Origin of the sequence: Bradyrhizobium sp. BR13661 (assembly GCF_029892425.1) — a bacterium.
Lineage (GTDB): Bacteria > Pseudomonadota > Alphaproteobacteria > Rhizobiales > Xanthobacteraceae > Bradyrhizobium.
Map to the genome: position 1 here is coordinate 129,837 of NZ_JARXWB010000002.1, position 16,918 is coordinate 146,754.

The following is a 16,918-nucleotide window of genomic DNA, read 5'->3' on the forward strand; positions in this document are numbered from 1 at the left end:
CGGCGTCACTCCACCTTGCGAATGCGTTCGATCAGTGCGGCCGCGGTAGGATCCTGCGCGGTCTTGGCGTAGATCGGCGCCATCGCGTCCTCGAACGGCTTGCGGTCAATCGTCCTGATCACGGAAATGCCGGCGGCCTCCGCCTTGCGCTGCGACTGCTCCTCGAGGTCGCGCCATTTCTCGCGCATGTACAGGCTCGAGCGCGCCGCGGCTTCCCTGAAGATGGTCTGGTCCTCGGCCGACAGGCTCTTCCAGGCCTTGAGCGAGATCACCAGCACTTCGGGGCTCATCGTGTGCTCGGTGAGAGTGTAGTAGACGGCGTGCTTGTAATGGTCTGTGGTCACGAAGGATGGCCAGTTGTTCTCGGCGCCGTCGATCAGATGGGTCGCGAGCCCCGTGAGCACCTGCCCATACGGCAGTTCGATCGGCTCGGCGCCGAGGGCGCGGATCATATCGCTCATCAACTCCGATTGCTGCACCCGGATCCGCAAACCCTTGAGATCGGCGATGCTCTTCACCGGACGGACGTTGTTGTAGATCGAGCGTGCCCCGGAATCGTAGAAGGCGAGCCCGACGAAGCCGTAGGGCTCGAAGCTGCCGAGGATTTCCTTGCCGATCGGCCCGTCCAGCACCTTCTGCATGTGCTCGATGGACCGGAACAGGAACGGCATGGCCAGCACGTTCATCGCCGGAACGAAATTGCCGATCAGGGCGACGTTGGTCCGGTTGAGGTCGATCGCGCCGGCGCGCGTCTGCTCGATCGTCTCCTTCTCCTCGCCGAGCTGGCGGGAGTGAAACACCTTGATCTCGTGGCGGCCGCCGGTGCGCTCAGCGATCAGGGCGCCCATGTAGCGCAGCGCCTGGACGGTCGGGTAGTTCTCGGTCTGGGTGTCGGCGGCGCGGAATTCGCGCGCAGCCACGCTCGTCGCGCCCACGTCCATCGTGAACGTGGCGAGCAGAAGCGCGACGAAAATCACCCCGGTCCGTGAGAGTTCGGCACGGTTTAACACTGGCACACTCAACCCCTCGGAGATGGAGTCTATGGCGGGACCAAAAGGTTCAATGCAATCTAAAGCGTTTTCGAGCGAAGTGGATACCGGTTCGCGTGAAGAAAACGCGTCAAAGCTAAAAATCCAGATGGTAAAGGGAAGGCCATCCCGCCCGGGCCGGTGATTGTGCGGTGCCGCCGCCGTCATTCCCGGTTGAAACGTTGGGTGCCGCGCCTTAAGCAGGGTGCGGCCGCCTTTTGCCGCTTGATACGGGAAGAGCCATCGTGATTTCAGCATTGCGCCTTTTGCAGGTCGTCGCGGTGACCGCGGTCCTTACGTCAAGCTTACAGGCGCAAGCGGCCACCGATATCGCGTGGTGGCACGCCATGTCGGGTGAGCTCGGCAAGCAGCTCGAAAAGCTCGCCACCGATTTCAACGCTTCGCAGTCCGATTACCGCGTCGTGCCATCGTATAAGGGCAATTACACCGAGACGGTGACGGCCGCGATCTTCGCCTTCCGCTCGCGCAGCCAGCCGGCGATCGTCCAGGTCAACGAGGTCGCCACCGCAACGATGACCGCCGCCAAGGGCGCGATCTATCCGGTCTACAGCATGATGCGCGACATGGGCGAGCCGTTCTCGCTCAACGACTATCTTCCGGCGGTCTCCGGCTATTACACCGATGCGTCAGGCAATCTGCTGTCGTTCCCGTTCAACTCCTCGACGCCGATCCTCTATTACAACAAGACCATGTTCCGCGCCGCCGGCCTTGATCCCGAGACGCCGCCGAAGACGTGGCCCGAACTCGGCGCGCTTGCAAAGCGCCTGCGTGATTACGGCGCTGTCTGCGGCTTCACCACGTCGTGGCCGTCCTGGATCCATGTCGAGAATTTTTCGGCGTTCCACAATCTTCCGCTGGCCACGCGCGCCAATGGCTTTGGTGGCCTCGATGCGGAATTGACCATCAACAATCCTGTGGTCGTCAAGCACATCGCCCAGCTCGCCGAATGGCAAAAGACAAAACTGTTCGACTATAGCGGCCGCGGGCAGTCGGCCGAGCCGCGCTTCCAGAACGGCGAATGCGGCATCTTCATCGGCTCTTCGGCGACGCGCGCCGACATCAAGGCTAATTCAAAGTTCGACATCGGCTACGGCATGATGCCGTACTGGCCAGACATAGCAGGCGCGCCGCAGAATTCCATCATCGGCGGCGCCACGCTCTGGGTGCTGCGCGACCGGCCGCGCGAGGAGTACAAGGGCGTGGCGCGGTTCTTCGCTTATCTGTCGCAGCCCGGCGTGCAGGCCGTCTGGCATCAGAACACCGGATATCTGCCAATCACCCGCGCCGCCTTCGAGCTGACGCGCGCGCAAGGCTTCTACGAGCGCAATCCGGGCTCGGCGATCTCATTCGAGGAGATCACGCTGCATCAACCGACCGAGAATTCGAAGGGCATCCGGCTCGGCTCCTTCAACCTGATCCGTGGCACGATCGAGGATGAGCTGGAGCAGGCCTTTGCCGGCCAGAAGAGCGCGCAAGCCGCCCTCGATTCCGCCGTCGAGCGCGGCAACAAGCTCCTGCGCCAGTTCGAGCGCGCCAGTCCGGAACGGTAGGGGGATGGGAGCTCGGCGTTGCTTGGAGCGCGAGACCTCTCCACGCCGTCATGGCCGGGCCTGTCCCGGCCATCCAGTTTTGCGGCAGCCGAAGAACGTGGATGCCCGGGACAAGCCCGGGCATGACGAGCTCAAACTATTAGGCGTGCGATGTCGATAACACTGCCTCACTTCGCTGACACTCAGCCCTTCCGCGCCTTTCGCGCCGATCCCCAGCAATGGCTGCCAACCGCGCTCGACATCGCGCACAGCCGCGGCATCGACGTCTCCGCACCGCACGTCTTCTCGACCGGCACCAATCTCGTGGTCGGCCTCGGCGACACGCTGATCCTGAAAATCTTCCCGCCGCTCTTACGCGCGCAATTCGTCTCCGAGCGCGGCTCGCTGATGCAGCTCAAGGGCCGGCTTGATCTGCCGATCCCCGAGATCGTCGCGGAGGGGGAGCGCGATGGCTGGCCCTATCTCGTCATCACGCGCCTCACAGGCGCGCTCGGCTCGGAAGTCTGGCCGCGACTCGCGGAAGCGCAGAAGGAGCGCGTGCTGCGCCAGATCGGCGAAACCATCGCCGTCGTGCAACGTGTGCCGCTCGGCCCCCTCGCAGAGATCGAGCCGCGCTGGGGCGCGTTCATGCGCGCGCAGATGCAGGGCTGCCGTCACAGGCACACGCGTCTCGGCCTCGCGCCGAAATTTCTCGCCGGCCTCGACGATCTCCTGCGCGATGCCGCAACGCTGATCCCGATGGACGCACCGCCGGTGATCCTGATCGGCGAATACATTCCGGAGAACTTCCTGCTCGCCTGCCACGACGGCGACTGGTCGCTCGCCGGCCTGTTCGACTTCGGCGATGTCAGGGCCGGATGGCGCGACTACGATCTGCTCGGCCCCAGCGCCTTCATGGCGGCCGGCCGGCCCAGGAGGGTGCGCAGCCTGCTCGAAGGCTTTGGCTACACCAATCCCGATTTCGCGCTGAAGCGGCTCCTGATGGCCTTGATGCTGCTGCACCAGGCCAGCGACCTCAACAGCCACATCTGCATCGAGGGCTGGCAGGAGCAGGCGAATAATCTGGTTGAACTGCAGGAGTTGATCTGGGCGGAGTGAATGCTTCCGCTCTACGCCTCCCCGTCATTCCGGGGCGCCGCAGAGTGGCGAGCCCGGAATCCATTCTCCGGCGAGTTCTGCAGCCCGATGGATTCCGGGCTCGATGCTGCGCATCGCCCCGGAATGACAGGCTCTGCCTATTAGACGTGCCGGCTTCGAGTCTGGCCTACAAAATGAGCAAAAGTTTTTCTTTGCATGCAATGCGCGAAACCCAAGCTTCGAGGCCCCGTCCGCTGCATGCGATAATATATAAGCAAGATCAATGATTTATTCTTGATTTAACCTCTCGCTAAGCCTTGGCACGAACCTTGCGAATCCTGTTCCAACCAGAAACTTCCGCGTTGGAGCATCACCATGAAGCGTCGCGATTTCCTCAAGTCCGTATCGGGATTGGCAGCAGGCGCGGCGCTTCCGGCGGTGCCACAGGTCATCTCCTCGGCCTATGCCGATGCCCGTTCGGAGACGCTGCTGATCGTCTCGGAAGGCGGCCCCAACAATCTCGACATCCATGGCGTCGGCACCAACGTGCCCGGCTATGAGGTGTCCTGGAATTGCTACGACCGGCTGATCAGCCACGAGATGAAGAGCGGCCCCGGCGGGGTGCCCTATTACGACCGCGACAAGTTCAAGGGCGAGCTCGCCGAGGAGTTCAAGATCGACGACATGTCGGTCACCTTCAAGCTGAAGAAGAACGCCAAATTCCACGACGGCACGCCCGTCACCGCCAAGGACGTGAAGTGGTCGCTCGATCGCGCCGTCAGCGTCGGCGGTTTCCCGACCTTCCAGATGAGTGCGGGCTCGCTCACCAAGCCCGAGCAGTTCGTCGTGATCGATGACTATACTGTGCGCGTTGACTTCCTGAAGAAGGACAGGCTGACGGTCCCCGATCTCGCCGTCATCGTCCCCTGCATCGTCAACTCCGAGCTGGTGAAGAAGAACGCCAGCGAGAAGGATCCCTGGGGTCTCGAGTTTACAAAACAGCAGACCGCGGGCTCCGGCGCCTACAAGGTGACGAAGTGGACCGCCGGCACCGAAGTGATCATGGAGCGCAACGAGGATTGGGTCGGCGGGCCGCTGCCGAAGATCAAGCGCGTAATCTGGCGCATGGTGCCGCAGGCCGGCAACCGCCGCGCGCTGCTCGAGCGCGGTGACGCCGACATCTCCTACGAACTTCCGAACAAGGATTTCCAGGAGATGAAGGCCAACGGCAAGCTCAACGTGGTGTCGCTGCCGTTCTCCAACGGCATCCAGTATATCGGCATGAACGTCACCAAGCCGCCCTTCGACAATCCGAAGGTGCGCCAGGCGGTGGCCTACGCGCTGCCCTATCAGAAGATCATGGACGCCGTGATGTTCGGGCTGGCGAACCCGATGTTCGGTGCGCCCAAGGACAAGCCGACCGAAGTCGCCTGGCCGCAGCCGCACAAATATAACACCGACATCGAGAAGGCGAAGGCGCTGATGGCGGAGGCCGGCGTCGCGGGCGGCTTCGAGACCACGATCTCGTTCGACCTGAATTTTGCCGGCGTCAACGAGCCGCTCTGCGTGCTGGTGCAGGAGAGCCTCGCCCAGATCGGCATCAAGACCACCATCAACAAGGTGCCCGGCGCCAACTGGCGCACCGAGTTGAACAAGAAGGAGATGCCGCTCTTCACCAACGTGTTCTCGGGCTGGCTCGATTACCCCGAATACTTCTTCTACTGGTGCTATCACGGCAACAATTCCGTCTTCAACACCATGAGCTACAAGTCAGCCGAGATGGACAAGCTGATCGACGGCGCGCGCACCGCCGCCGCGACCGGCGACACCGCGACCTACGAGAAAGACGTGAAGGGCTTCGTCGACCTCGCCTTCACCGACATCCCGCGCATCCCGCTGTATCAGCCCTTCGTCAACGTCGCGATGCAGAAGAACATCTCGGGCTACCAATACTGGTTCCACCGCCGCCTGGATTATCGCGCGCTGGCGAAGGGGTGAGGGGACATGAGTGAGGTGAGCACACTCGTCAGGCTCCCTCCCCCCTTGCGGGGGAGGGTTGGGGAGAGGGGTAGCCACGAACTCAGACCCCTCCCGGAGCCACCCCCCTCCCTAGCCCTCCCCCACATCCGCCTTCGCCCGAAGGCGGGCTTCGGCGGACAAGAGGGGGGAGGGAACGCAGCGACGCGCGCGGCTTGCAGAGTGCGCAACAAGCGCAGGAGCACCCCATGCTGACCATGATCGGCAAGCGCCTGATGTTCGCGATTCCCTCGCTGATCGGCGTCGTCATCGTCACCTTCCTGCTGACGCGCGCGCTCCCTGGCGACCCGGCGGCATATTTCGCAGGTCCCGCCGCGACCAAGGAGGCCGTCGAGCAGATCCGGAAAAAGCTCGGCCTCGACAAGCCTCTGATCGAGCAGTTCTTCCACTACACCAACGATCTCGCCCATGGCGATTTCGGCAACTCGCTCACCACGGGTCAGCCGGTTGCGACCGAAATCCGCAATCGCCTGCCGGCCTCGGCTGAATTGACGCTGCTCGGTCTCATCGTCTCCATCGTCATTGCCATTCCGCTCGGCGTGCTGGCGGCGACACGACCAGGATCCTGGGTCGATCATCTCTGTCGGGTGACGACAACAGCGGGCGTCTCGCTGCCGGTATTCTTCACGGGCCTCGTGCTGGTGTACTTCTTCTACTTCCAGCTCGGCTGGTCACCCGCGCCGCTCGGCCGTCTCGACGTGTTCTACAGCGCGCCGCCCACGGTCACCGGCTTCTACCTGATCGACACGCTGATCGCCCGCGACTTCGAGGCGTTTCGCTCGGCGCTGAGCCAGCTCATTTTGCCAGCGACGACGCTCGCGATCTTCTCGCTGGCGCCGATCGCGCGCATGACCCGCGCCTCGATGCTGGCGGTGCTCGCGTCCGAATTCGTCCGCACCGCGCGCGCCAGCGGCCTGTCACCGACGACCGTCATCGTCACTTACGCCTTCCGCAACGCGATGCTGCCCGTGATCACCACGCTCAGCATGGTGTTCTCGTTCCTGCTGGGGGCCAACGTGCTGGTGGAAAAAGTGTTCGCCTGGCCGGGTATCGGCTCCTACGCGGTGGAAGCCCTGATCTCGTCGGACTTCGCGCCGGTGCAGGGTTTCGTCCTCACCATGGCGGTGATGTACGTGCTTTTGAATCTGGTGATCGACATTCTCTATGGCGTGATCGATCCGCGCGTGCGGTTGGAGGGCTAAACCAATGAGCTCCGTTGCGCCTGCGGTTGAGCCCGCCGGTCCCGCGCGAACCTCGGGACTCACTGCGATCCTCGAACAGACCCGCTATGTCCTGAGCGAGAACAAGGTCACGGGCTTTTCCTTCGCCCTGCTGATCGTGATTCTCCTTGCCGCGGTCTTCGGTCCCTATGTGGTGCCGTACGATCCACTGGCGTCCGACACCGCGGCGGCGCTGAAGCCGCCCTCGGCCGCGCACTGGTTCGGCACCGACCAACTCGGCCGCGACATCTTCAGCCGCGTCGTCGTGGCGACGCGGCTGGATACGTTCATCGCGGTCGCCTCCGTCGTGCTGGTGTTCCTGATGGGCGGCCTCGCCGGCATTGCGGCTGGCTATTTCGGCGGCTGGACCGACCGGATCGTCGGCCGCATCGCCGACACCATCATGGCGTTCCCGCTGTTCGTGCTGGCGATGGGCATTGTCGCCGCGCTCGGCAATACCGTGCAGAACATCATTCTGGCGACCGCCATCGTGAACTTCCCGCTCTATGCCCGCGTCGCGCGCGCCGAGGCCAACGTCCGCCGCAATGCCGGCTTCGTTCAGGCCGCGCGGCTCTCGGGTAATGGCGAGTTCCGCATCCTCCTGGTGCACATCTTGCCCAACATCATGCCGATCATGATCGTGCAGATGTCGCTGACCATGGGCTACGCGATTTTGAACGCCGCTGGCCTCTCCTTCATCGGCCTCGGCGTCCGGCCGCCGACCGCCGAGTGGGGCATCATGGTCGCCGAGGGCGCGGGCTTCATGGTGTCAGGCGAATGGTGGATCGCGCTGTTCCCTGGCCTCGCGCTGATGATCGCCGTGTTCTGCTTCAACCTCCTCGGCGACGGCCTGCGCGACATCGTCGACCCCCAGCGGAGGACGTGATGGTCTGGCAGAAATTATCCAATGATTTCAGTGGTTTTTCTACTGTGCATGGGGTTGTTTTTGGCGTCTCGAGCGACAGGAGCGAGCGATGACCGCCCAACCGCTGCTCGACGTCCAGGATCTCACCGTCGAATTCACCACCCGCCGCGGCATCGTCAAGGCCGTGCAGCACGTCAACATATCAGTCGCCAAGGGCGAGACGCTGGCCATCGTCGGCGAGTCCGGCTCCGGCAAGTCGGTGACGTCGTATGCGGTGATGCGCATCCTCGACCGTGCCGGCAAGATCGCCGAGGGCTCGGTGATGTTCTCCGGCATCGACGTCAAGGCCGCGACTGAAAGCCAGATGCGCGATCTGCGCGGCCGCGAAGTTTCGATGATCTTCCAGAACCCGCGCGCCGCGCTCAACCCGATCCGCAAAGTCGGCGACCAGATCGAGGACGTGCTGCGCACCCATGTGCAGCAGGCGATGGTTTCGGACCACGGCGAAAAGGCGATCGAGGCGCTGGAGCAGGTCAAGATCGCCCGCCCGCGCGAGCGCTATCACGCCTATCCGTTCGAGTTGTCAGGCGGCATGTGCCAGCGCGTCGTCATCGCGCTTGCACTCGCCTGCAATCCGCAGCTGCTGATCGCGGACGAGCCGACGACCGGCCTCGATGTCACCACGCAGAAAGCGGTGATGGACCTGATCGTCGAACTCACAAAACGCAAGGCGATGTCGACCATCCTGATCACCCACGATCTCGGCCTCGCCGCTGCCTATTGCGACAGGGTCGTGGTGATGGAAAAGGGCCGCGTGGTCGAGACCGCCAAGGCCGCCGACATCTTCGCCAACCCGCAGCACCCCTACACCAAGAAGCTGATGCGCGCGACGCCGCGGCTGGGGGTCAGCTTGCGCGATCTGCTGCCGGAGGAGGAAGGCGCTGTGTCGGCCGCGCCCGCGGCCTCCGCTCCGGGCACCGCCGCAGAGAGCCAGAAGCCGCTCCTGCTCATCGAAAAGCTGGTCAAGGAATATCCCCGCCAGGGCGCCACCGCCACGCTCGGAAAGCTGTTCGGTCGCAAGCCGCCCGTCGAGCCCGATGTGTTCCGCGCCGTCGACGGCATCAGCTTCTCCATCGGCCACGGCGAGAGTGTCGGCCTCGTCGGCGAATCCGGCTGCGGCAAATCGACCACCTCGATGATGGTGATGCGGCTACTGGACCAGACCTCCGGCCTGATCCAGTTCGACGGCGAGGACATCGGCGGCATTGCGCCTGCCAATTTCGCCCGGCTGCCGCAGCGCAGCCGCATCCAGATGGTGTTCCAGGATCCGACCGACAGCCTCAACCCGCGCTTCACCGCGGTGCGCGCCATCGCCGACCCGATCATGCAGCTCGGCGACATCAGGGGCCGCGATGCGCTGCGCACCCGCTGCGAGGAGCTGGCGACCATGGTCGGCCTGCCGCACAATTTGCTGGATCGCTTTCCGCACCAGCTCTCCGGCGGCCAGAAGGCCCGCGTCGGCATCGCCCGCGCCATCGCCCTGCATCCGAAGCTCGTGATCCTGGACGAGCCGACGGCGGCGCTGGACGTCTCGGTGCAGGCCGTCGTCCTGAACCTGCTTCAGGATCTCAAGGCCCGGCTAGGTATGAGCTATCTGTTCGTCTCTCATGATTTGAATGTAGTGCGCTTGTTGTGCGATCGTGTCATTGTGATGCGAACGGGGCGGATCGTCGAGGAAGGCTCTTCCGAGAAGGTCCTGAGCGATCCGCAGGACGACTACACCAAGGAGCTGCTGACGGCGATCCCGCATCCGCCGTTACAAGTCCACTAAGAGTACACTGAGATCAGCTTGAGAGAGTGATGGCCGAGCCGCTGGACGATTATATCGACGCCGTATCGAAAGCGCTGGCGCTGCCGGTCGAGGAGGCCTGGAGGCCGGCGATCCGCGCCAATCTCGACGTCTCGCTGCGGCTTGGCCGCCTGGTCGACGAATTCGTGCTGCCGGACGAGACCGAGCCGGCGCCGATCTTCACGGCCTGATGCTGCCATGACCACCAAGCCAGAGACGGCCGCGGACATCGCAAAGGCGGTGGCCGGCGGCCAATTGTCCGCACTCGCTGCCACCGAGTCCGCGCTCGCGCGCATCAAGCAGCACGACGGCATCCTCAACTCCTTCACCGACGTCACCGCCGATCGCGCCCGCGCCAAGGCGCGCGCGATCGATGCCGACATCGCCGCCGGCAAGAGCGTCGGCCCGCTCGCTGGCGTGCCGTTCGCGGTGAAGAACCTGTTCGACGTCGCGGGCCTTGCCACGCGCGCCGGCTCGAAGATCAACCGCGACCTCGCCCCCGCCAAGCGCGATGCGACGCTGATCGAGCGGATGGAAGCGGCCGGCGCCGTCCTCGTCGGCGCGCTCAACATGGGCGAATATGCCTACGACTTCACCGGCGAGAACGTCCACGACGGTCCCTCGCGCAATCCGCATGACACCACGCGGATGAGCGGCGGCTCCTCCGGCGGCTCGGGGAGCGCCGTCGGCGGCGCGCTGGTGCCGATTGCGCTCGGCTCCGACACCAACGGTTCGATCCGTGTGCCGTCGTCCTTCTGCGGCATCTTTGGTTTGAAGCCGACCTATGGCCGGCTGTCCCGCGCCCGCTCGTTCCCGTTCGTGGCGAGCCTCGATCATCTCGGCCCGTTCGCGCGCTCCGTCACCGATCTCGCGCTCGCCTATGATGCGATGCAGGGACCGGATGCCGACGATGCCGCCTGCACCGCTTCGCGTGGTCTGGAGCCGACGCTGCCGCTGATCGCCAATCCGATTTCGGACCTGCGTATCGCGATCGCCGGCGGCCATTTCCAGAAGAACGTGTTTCCGGAAGCCGTCGAAGCCGTCAGCCGCGTCGCCAAGGCCCTGAACGCGACCAAGGTCATCGATATCCCCGAAGCCTCGCGCGCGCGGGCAGCGGCCTATGTCATCACCACCACCGAAGGCGCCTCGCTGCATCTCGATCGCCTGCGCAAGCGTCCGAATGATTTCGACGCCGCTGTGCGCGACCGGCTGATTGCGGGCGCGATGGTGCCCGCACCGTTGGTCGACCGCGCGCAAAAATTCCGCCGCTGGTATCGCGCGCAGCTTGCCGACATCTTCAAGTCCGTCGACGTGCTGCTCGCGCCGGCGACGCCCTGCACCGCACCAAAGCTCGGCCAGGTGAATTTCAATCTCGATGGCGTCGAGTTGCCGGTGCGCGCCAATATCGGCATCCACACCCAACCGATCTCGTTCATCGGCCTGCCTGTCGTTGCGGTGCCGGTACCACTCGAGCCGCTGCCGATCGGCGTGCAGATCATTTGCGCGCCCTGGCGCGAGGACATCGCGCTACGCGTCGCGTACGCATTGGAAAAGATGGGCGTGGTCGCAGCGCCAGCCCCAAGGGGATTTTGAGAGGATTTTGAGATGGAGATCGATCTCCCCGACGTGATCGCGGAAGTCAAAGCCGCGTTCGAACGCTATGAGCAGGCCCTCGTCAGCAACGACGTCGCCGTGCTCGGCGAATTGTTCCGCAACGATCCCCGCACGCTGCGCTACGGCATCGGCGAGAACCTCTACGGCTATGAGGCGATCTCCGGCTTTCGCGCCGGCCGCTCGCCGGTTGGGCTGAACCGCCGCACCGCCAAAACGGTGATCTCGAGCTACGGCCGGGACACGGCGGTCGCCTCGACTCTGTTCTATCGCGATACGGCTCCCGGCAAGGTCGGCCGGCAGATGCAGACCTGGATTCGCTTCCCGGAGGGCTGGCGCGTCGTCGCCGCCCATGTCAGCATCATCGACGAGACGAAAGAGACCTGACCGTATGACGCTTGACGATTTTCCGCCCGGGATACTGCCGGCCGAGCCGGTGGTGCCGCGCGTCGACCGGGCGCTGCCGTCGGTGCAGAAGGTCACGCGCGCCGAGGAACTCCGTCTCCAGCTTGCCGACGAGATCGTGCGTGGAACCCTGGCCCCCGGGGCGCCGCTGGACGAAACCGACATCGCGCGGCGCTTCAGCGTGTCGCGGACGCCGGTGCGCGAGGCGCTGCGCCAGCTGGTCGCGAGCGGCCTGGTCGAAGCGCGGCCGCATCGCGGCGCGGTCGTCGCGCAGCCCTCGATCGAGCGTCTCAAAAGCATGTTCGAGGCGATGGCGGAGCTGGAGGCACTGTGCGCCGGCCTTGCCGCCGAGCGCATGTCGGCCGCCGAGCGCCATGGCCTGGAGGCGGTCCACGAAGAGCTGCGTGTGCTCAGCTACGCCGGTAATCCCGATCGCTTCCACGAGGTCAACGAGCGCTTCCACAACACGATCTATGCAGGATCGCAGAACGGCTACATCGCCGAGATCACGCTTGCGACGAGGGTGCGCGTACAACCATTCCGTCGCGCCCAGTTCCGCAATCTCGGCCGCCTGGCAAAGTCGCAAGCCGAGCACGACCGTGTCGTCGTCGCCATCATGCGCGGCGACAAGCAGGGCGCCGCCGCCGCGATGCGTGCGCATATCGAGCTGGTGCGCGGGGAGTACGAGATTTACGCGGTGTCGGTGTAGGGCCGCGCCTACGCCGTGGCTGCTTCCGCCATGAACTTCCGCCAGCCGCCATAGCTGGTGATATCCCGCGCCTCGCCCAGCACTTCCGGCTCGACCAGAAAGCCCTTCAGGCTGCGGCCATCGGCCAATCGAATTGTGCCGATCGCCATCGGCGCCGGGATCGCGTTGACGAACTTGCCGAAGGCGGACGGCGACAGCGACCAGATCTCCAGCTCGATTGACGCGCCCTTGCCGGCCTCGACGCGTAGCAGGCCCGGCTTCGGCGGCGTGGTCTTTAGCGCGTAGAGCATGTAGTCGGGCGCGGTCTTCGTCGCCTCGATCAGCTTTGCATCAAGTGCTTTCAGCTCGCCGTTCAGCGCCATGCCCGACAGATGCGCGCCGACGACGGCGATCGGGATCTCGTCGCCACTGCCTGCGGGAAGGGAGGCGAGCGGCGCCTGCGCGACGCCCTTCGCGCCAACCGTCAGCCTGGTGTCGGCATGGAAGACCCGGCCAATACTCGCAAGCATCGCATCGCGTCCCGCGGGCGCGAGCAGCGTGATCCCGAACGGAATGCCGTCTGCGCGCATCGCCGCCGGCACGGCGAGACCGCAGAGGTCGAGCAGATTGACAAAATTGGTGTAGGTGCCGAGCCGGCTGTTGAGCTCGATCGGATTGGCGAGCACCTGCGCGGTCGTATATGCCGTCGGCGCGGTCGGCAGCACCAGCGCGTCGATGTTTGCAAAGGTGCGTTCAGCGATCTTGCGCAGGCCCTGCAGGCGATAGAGCGCAGAGAAGGTGTCTGCCGCCGTGAGCCGCGCACCTGCCGCGGTGATCTCGCGCGTCACCGGATGAATAGAGTCCGGCGCGGACGCCAGCAGATTCTTGATCACGAGATAGCGCTCGGCGACCCAGGGGCCCTCATAGAGCAGCCGCGCCGTCTCGTAGAACGGTTCGAGATCGAACTCGACCAGCGTTGCGCCGAGCGCGGTCCAGCGTTTCAGCGCATCTGCATAGGCGGCTTCCGATTTCCTGTCGCCGAAGAAGATCAGCTGCCCATTGCGCGGCACGCCGAGGCGGAGGTTTGCCTGGAACTGCGTGAGTGCGCCAAGCGGCCGGTCGCGCGAGAACGGATCGGCCTGGTCGGGGCCCGCCATGACGGACAGTGCGAGCGCGGCGTCGTCCACCGTCAGCGCAAACACCGAAATGCAGTCGAGCGTGCGGCAGGCCGGCACGAGACCCGCGGTCGAGATCATGCCGAGGCTCGGTTTCAGCCCGACGATGTTGTTGAGCATCGCGGGCACGCGGCCCGAGCCGGCCGTGTCGGTGCCGAGCGTCAGCGGTACGAGGCCCGCACCGACGGCGGTGGCCGAGCCCGAGCTCGATCCGCCGGGAATGAGATCCTCGCGGATCGAATTTTTGGGAATGCCATAGGGTGAACGCACGCCGACGAGACCGGTCGCGAACTGGTCGAGATTGGTTTTGCCGATGATGATCGCGCCCGCGGCGCGCAGCCGTTCCACCGCGGTCGAATCGTGTGTCGGATTGTAGGAGAACGCCGGGCACGCCGCCGTGGTCGGAAAGCCCAGGGCGTCGATGTTGTCCTTCACCGCAACTGGCACGCCGTAGAGCGGCAGGCTTGCGGCGTCCTTCGCGGCGAGCTTTTCGGCTTCCGCGATCGCGTCCTTCTCGTCGCGCAGGCTGATGAAGACGGCTGGGTCATTGTGGTCGCGGATGCGCTGATAGGTCCGCGCGACCGTCTGCGCCGGCGTGAGCGTGCCCGCGCGATGCGCGGCCACAATCGCGGCGATCGTTTCAGGCTGCTCAGCCCCCATTTCAGCCTTCATGGCGACAAAACTCCGGCAACATGCGTCACCCGGAACGAAGCAAGCGATGTGCCATTGTGTACAGAATCCGGGCAGACCTGATGCTTCCGATATTATCGTGAGATCAGTGGGTTGTGCGATATTTTGACGATCGACCGGGCCGCGATCCCGCCGCCTCGTAACGGGCATCTGCTCAAATCATGAGCAGTGACGATCAGGTAAAGCCAGCGAGGATCTGCAGCAGCCGCTCGCGGTTCGCCTTGCCGATCTTCTCCTCGACATGCCGCTCGTGCTCGGCGGCGAGGCGCTTGAACTTCGTCAGTGCTGTCTCGCCTTGGGCGGTGAGGTGCAGCGCGTGCGAGCGCCGATCTGATTTGGACTTGATCCGCTTCACGAGCTTGCGCTGCTCGAGGCTGTCGAGCAGATGCACCAGCCGGGCGCGCTCGATGCCGAGCCGCTTGGCCACCGCCATCTGCGACAGGCCGGGATTGGCGCCGATCACCGTCAGCACCGAATACTGCGTCGGCCGGATGTCGACGTCACCGAGCGTCTTGATGAAATCCTGAAAGATCCAGATCTGGAAGCGCCGTACCGCATAGCCGGCATGGCCGACCAGTGCGTCGAGGCCGATCTCGTCCGTGTCGATCCGCCGCGCCGCGCCATTGACGGCGCGTTTCCGTTGGGGAGTCTGGGCTGCACTGGCGGTCACATCAGGTCTCCTGCCGCCCAACCTTAGCGGCTCGGCGGTTCCAGCGAAAGATTGTTGTTGACGACAACAATTGCCATGCCCAACATTATGGCCAAGGCGGCCCGGAACGAGGCTGCGACCGATCCCGGATACGGGCGAGGAGGAACTATGACGTCAGCCCCGCGCGGTGACGCTTCGAGCCTGTTCGCAACCCCCAAGACCGTCGCCGAGCATCGCGCTGACGGCAGCATCGTCCTGCGTTCGCCGGAGCCTCTGCGCGAGAGCGCGCGCTGTATCGGTGATTGGCTGGAGCAATGGGCGCGGCAAACGCCGGACACGATCTTCCTCGCCGAACGCGACGGCGCCGACACGCCGTGGGCCACCGTGACTTACGCGGGAGCCCTGCGGCGGGTCCGCGCGGCGGCGTCGTGGATCGTGGCGCAGGGGCTCAGCGCGGAGCGTCCCGTCGTCATTCTCTCCGACAACGGCATCGATCATGCGTTGCTTGCGCTTGCAGCGCAGCATGTCGGCGTACCGTCAGCCGCGATCTCGCCGGCCTATTCGCTGATGTCCAGGGATTTCGACAAGCTGAAAAGCATGATCGCGCTGCTTGAGCCCGGTGCGATCTACGTGTCCGCGACCAAACCATTTGCCGCGGCGCTGGCTGCGATCAGGCCGCTGCATAAAGCGCAGATCATCAGCGGCAATGCTGGTGATGCCGATGCGCTCGCCTTCCGCGCCATCGCGGCTACCCCTGAGACACCAGATGTCGCAGCAGCTTTCGCGAAGGTGACGCCCGATACGATCGCCAAATTCCTGTTCACCTCTGGTTCCACCGGCACGCCCAAGGCGGTCATCAACACCCAGCGCATGCTGACCTCGAGCCAGCAGGCGAAGGCACAGACCTGGACCTTTCTCGAGCAGGGTGGCGATCTCGTCATTCTCGACTGGCTCCCCTGGAGCCACACCTTCGGCGCCAACCACAATTTCAATCTTGTCCTGCGCAATGGTGGCTCGCTTTACATCGACGGCGGAAAGCCGGCGCCGGGCCTGTTCTCGACCTCGCTGGCCAATCTGAAAAGCGTGATGCCGACGGTCTATTTCAACGTGCCGCGCGGCTTCGATATGCTGATTGCGGCGCTACGCGGCGACGAGGAGCTGCGCCGACGCTTTTTCAGCGACGTGAAATTCGCGTTCTATGCCGGCGCCGCGCTGCCGCAGAATCTGTGGGATGCTCTGGAAGAGCTCTCGATCAAGACTATGGGCCGTGCGCTACCGATGGTCTCGGCCTGGGGCTCGACCGAAACCTCGCCGCTGGCGGCGGACTGCCATTTCCTCGCCGAGCGTTCCGGCAATATCGGCGTGCCGATTCCCGGGACCGAATTGAAGCTCGTCACTTCCGGCGACAAGCTGGAGGTGCGCGTGCGCGGCCCCAATGTCACGCCAGGCTACTGGAAAGCGCCTGAACTGACGAAGCAGGCTTTTGACGAGGAGGGTTTCTATCTCATCGGCGACGCCGTGAAGCTTGCTGATCGTGAGCGGCCAGAGCGCGGCCTGTTCTTCGACGGCCGCGTCGCGGAAGATTTCAAGCTGAACTCCGGCACCTGGGTCAGCGTCGGCACCTTGCGTATCGCTGGTATCGCCGCCTTGGCGCCGCTGGCGCAGGACATCGTCGTCGCCGGCCATGGCGGCGACGAGGTACGCTTTCTGGTGTTCCCGAACATTGCCGCGTGTCGCGCTCATGCCGGTCTGCCCGAGGCGGCGAGCGTGAACGACGTGTTGGCGCATGAGAAGGTCAGGACTGCCGTCGCGCACGGCCTGGCAAAACTGAAGCAGCAGGGCCCCAACTCCTCCGGCCACGCCACGCGCGCATTGTTGCTCGCCGATCCGCCATCGGTTGACGGCGGGGAGATCACCGACAAGGGCTACATCAACCAGCGCGCCGTGCTGACGCGGCGGGCCGATGCGGTCAAGCTCTTGAATGACGATGCATCGGTTGATTGGATCGCCCTTTAGCGTCGCCGGATCAAGTTGAGCAATAAGCCAGCCATCC

The 16,918-nt window shown here is 64.4% G+C and carries 14 protein-coding genes; 11 read left to right on the forward strand and 3 right to left on the reverse strand.

The genetic code is table 11. The features are described 5' to 3' along the window. Nucleotides 1-5: 5 nt before the first annotated feature. Nucleotides 6-1,016: a TRAP transporter substrate-binding protein gene (locus tag M2427_RS03775; RefSeq protein ID WP_280704827.1), complete on the reverse strand. Its 1,011-nt coding sequence runs from the start codon at nt 1,014-1,016 to the stop codon at nt 6-8. Nucleotides 1,017-1,273: 257 nt separating this feature from the next. Here M2427_RS03775 and ugpB point away from each other — a divergent pair, with 257 nt between their 5' ends. The 10 genes from ugpB (at nt 1,274) to M2427_RS03825 (ending at nt 12,372) form a co-directional block, all read left to right on the forward strand. After that, nucleotides 1,274-2,599, forward strand: a complete 1,326-nt coding sequence (ugpB, locus tag M2427_RS03780; protein WP_280704828.1) for a sn-glycerol-3-phosphate ABC transporter substrate-binding protein UgpB — start codon at nt 1,274-1,276, stop codon at nt 2,597-2,599. Between the two features lie 150 nt (nt 2,600-2,749). Then, nucleotides 2,750-3,697, forward strand: coding sequence for an aminoglycoside 3'-phosphotransferase/choline kinase family protein (locus M2427_RS03785; RefSeq protein ID WP_280704829.1), 948 nt, complete (start codon nt 2,750-2,752; stop codon nt 3,695-3,697). Nucleotides 3,698-4,051: 354 nt separating this feature from the next. Then, nucleotides 4,052-5,674 (forward strand): ABC transporter substrate-binding protein, encoded by a 1,623-nt coding sequence (locus tag M2427_RS03790; protein ID WP_280704830.1) that lies wholly within the window; start codon nt 4,052-4,054, stop codon nt 5,672-5,674. 227 nt (nt 5,675-5,901) lie between these two features. Continuing rightward, a complete protein-coding gene (locus M2427_RS03795; protein ID WP_280704831.1) occupies nt 5,902-6,915 on the forward strand; it encodes an ABC transporter permease in 1,014 nt (337 codons plus the stop codon). A 4-nt stretch (nt 6,916-6,919) separates the two neighbouring features. Further along, a complete protein-coding gene (locus M2427_RS03800) occupies nt 6,920-7,819 on the forward strand; it encodes an ABC transporter permease (RefSeq protein ID WP_280704833.1) in 900 nt (299 codons plus the stop codon). An 88-nt stretch (nt 7,820-7,907) separates the two neighbouring features. Next, nucleotides 7,908-9,629: an ABC transporter ATP-binding protein gene (locus M2427_RS03805; protein ID WP_280704834.1), complete on the forward strand. Its 1,722-nt coding sequence runs from the start codon at nt 7,908-7,910 to the stop codon at nt 9,627-9,629. Nucleotides 9,630-9,658: 29 nt separating this feature from the next. Further along, on the forward strand, nt 9,659-9,838 hold the full coding sequence (locus M2427_RS03810; RefSeq protein ID WP_280704836.1) for a DUF4089 domain-containing protein: 180 nt from the start codon (nt 9,659-9,661) through the stop codon (nt 9,836-9,838). 7 nt (nt 9,839-9,845) lie between these two features. Continuing rightward, complete coding sequence (locus M2427_RS03815; protein ID WP_280704837.1) at nt 9,846-11,240, forward strand: AtzE family amidohydrolase; 1,395 nt, start codon at nt 9,846-9,848, stop codon at nt 11,238-11,240. Between the two features lie 12 nt (nt 11,241-11,252). Then, on the forward strand, nt 11,253-11,645 hold the full coding sequence (gene hpxZ / locus M2427_RS03820) for an oxalurate catabolism protein HpxZ (protein WP_280704838.1): 393 nt from the start codon (nt 11,253-11,255) through the stop codon (nt 11,643-11,645). Between the two features lie 4 nt (nt 11,646-11,649). Beyond that, a complete protein-coding gene (locus M2427_RS03825) occupies nt 11,650-12,372 on the forward strand; it encodes a GntR family transcriptional regulator (protein ID WP_280704839.1) in 723 nt (240 codons plus the stop codon). 8 nt (nt 12,373-12,380) lie between these two features. On the opposite strand, the gene atzF is transcribed toward M2427_RS03825, so the two are convergent. Both atzF and M2427_RS03835 read right to left on the reverse strand, forming a co-directional pair. After that, a complete protein-coding gene (atzF, locus tag M2427_RS03830; RefSeq protein ID WP_280704841.1) occupies nt 12,381-14,198 on the reverse strand; it encodes an allophanate hydrolase in 1,818 nt (605 codons plus the stop codon). 193 nt (nt 14,199-14,391) lie between these two features. Next, nucleotides 14,392-14,886 (reverse strand): MarR family winged helix-turn-helix transcriptional regulator, encoded by a 495-nt coding sequence (locus M2427_RS03835; RefSeq protein WP_280704842.1) that lies wholly within the window; start codon nt 14,884-14,886, stop codon nt 14,392-14,394. A 147-nt stretch (nt 14,887-15,033) separates the two neighbouring features. On the opposite strand from M2427_RS03835, the gene M2427_RS03840 reads away from it, so the two are divergent. Next, nucleotides 15,034-16,881 (forward strand): feruloyl-CoA synthase, encoded by a 1,848-nt coding sequence (locus tag M2427_RS03840; RefSeq protein ID WP_280704843.1) that lies wholly within the window; start codon nt 15,034-15,036, stop codon nt 16,879-16,881. The last annotated feature ends 37 nt before the right edge of the window (nt 16,882-16,918 follow it).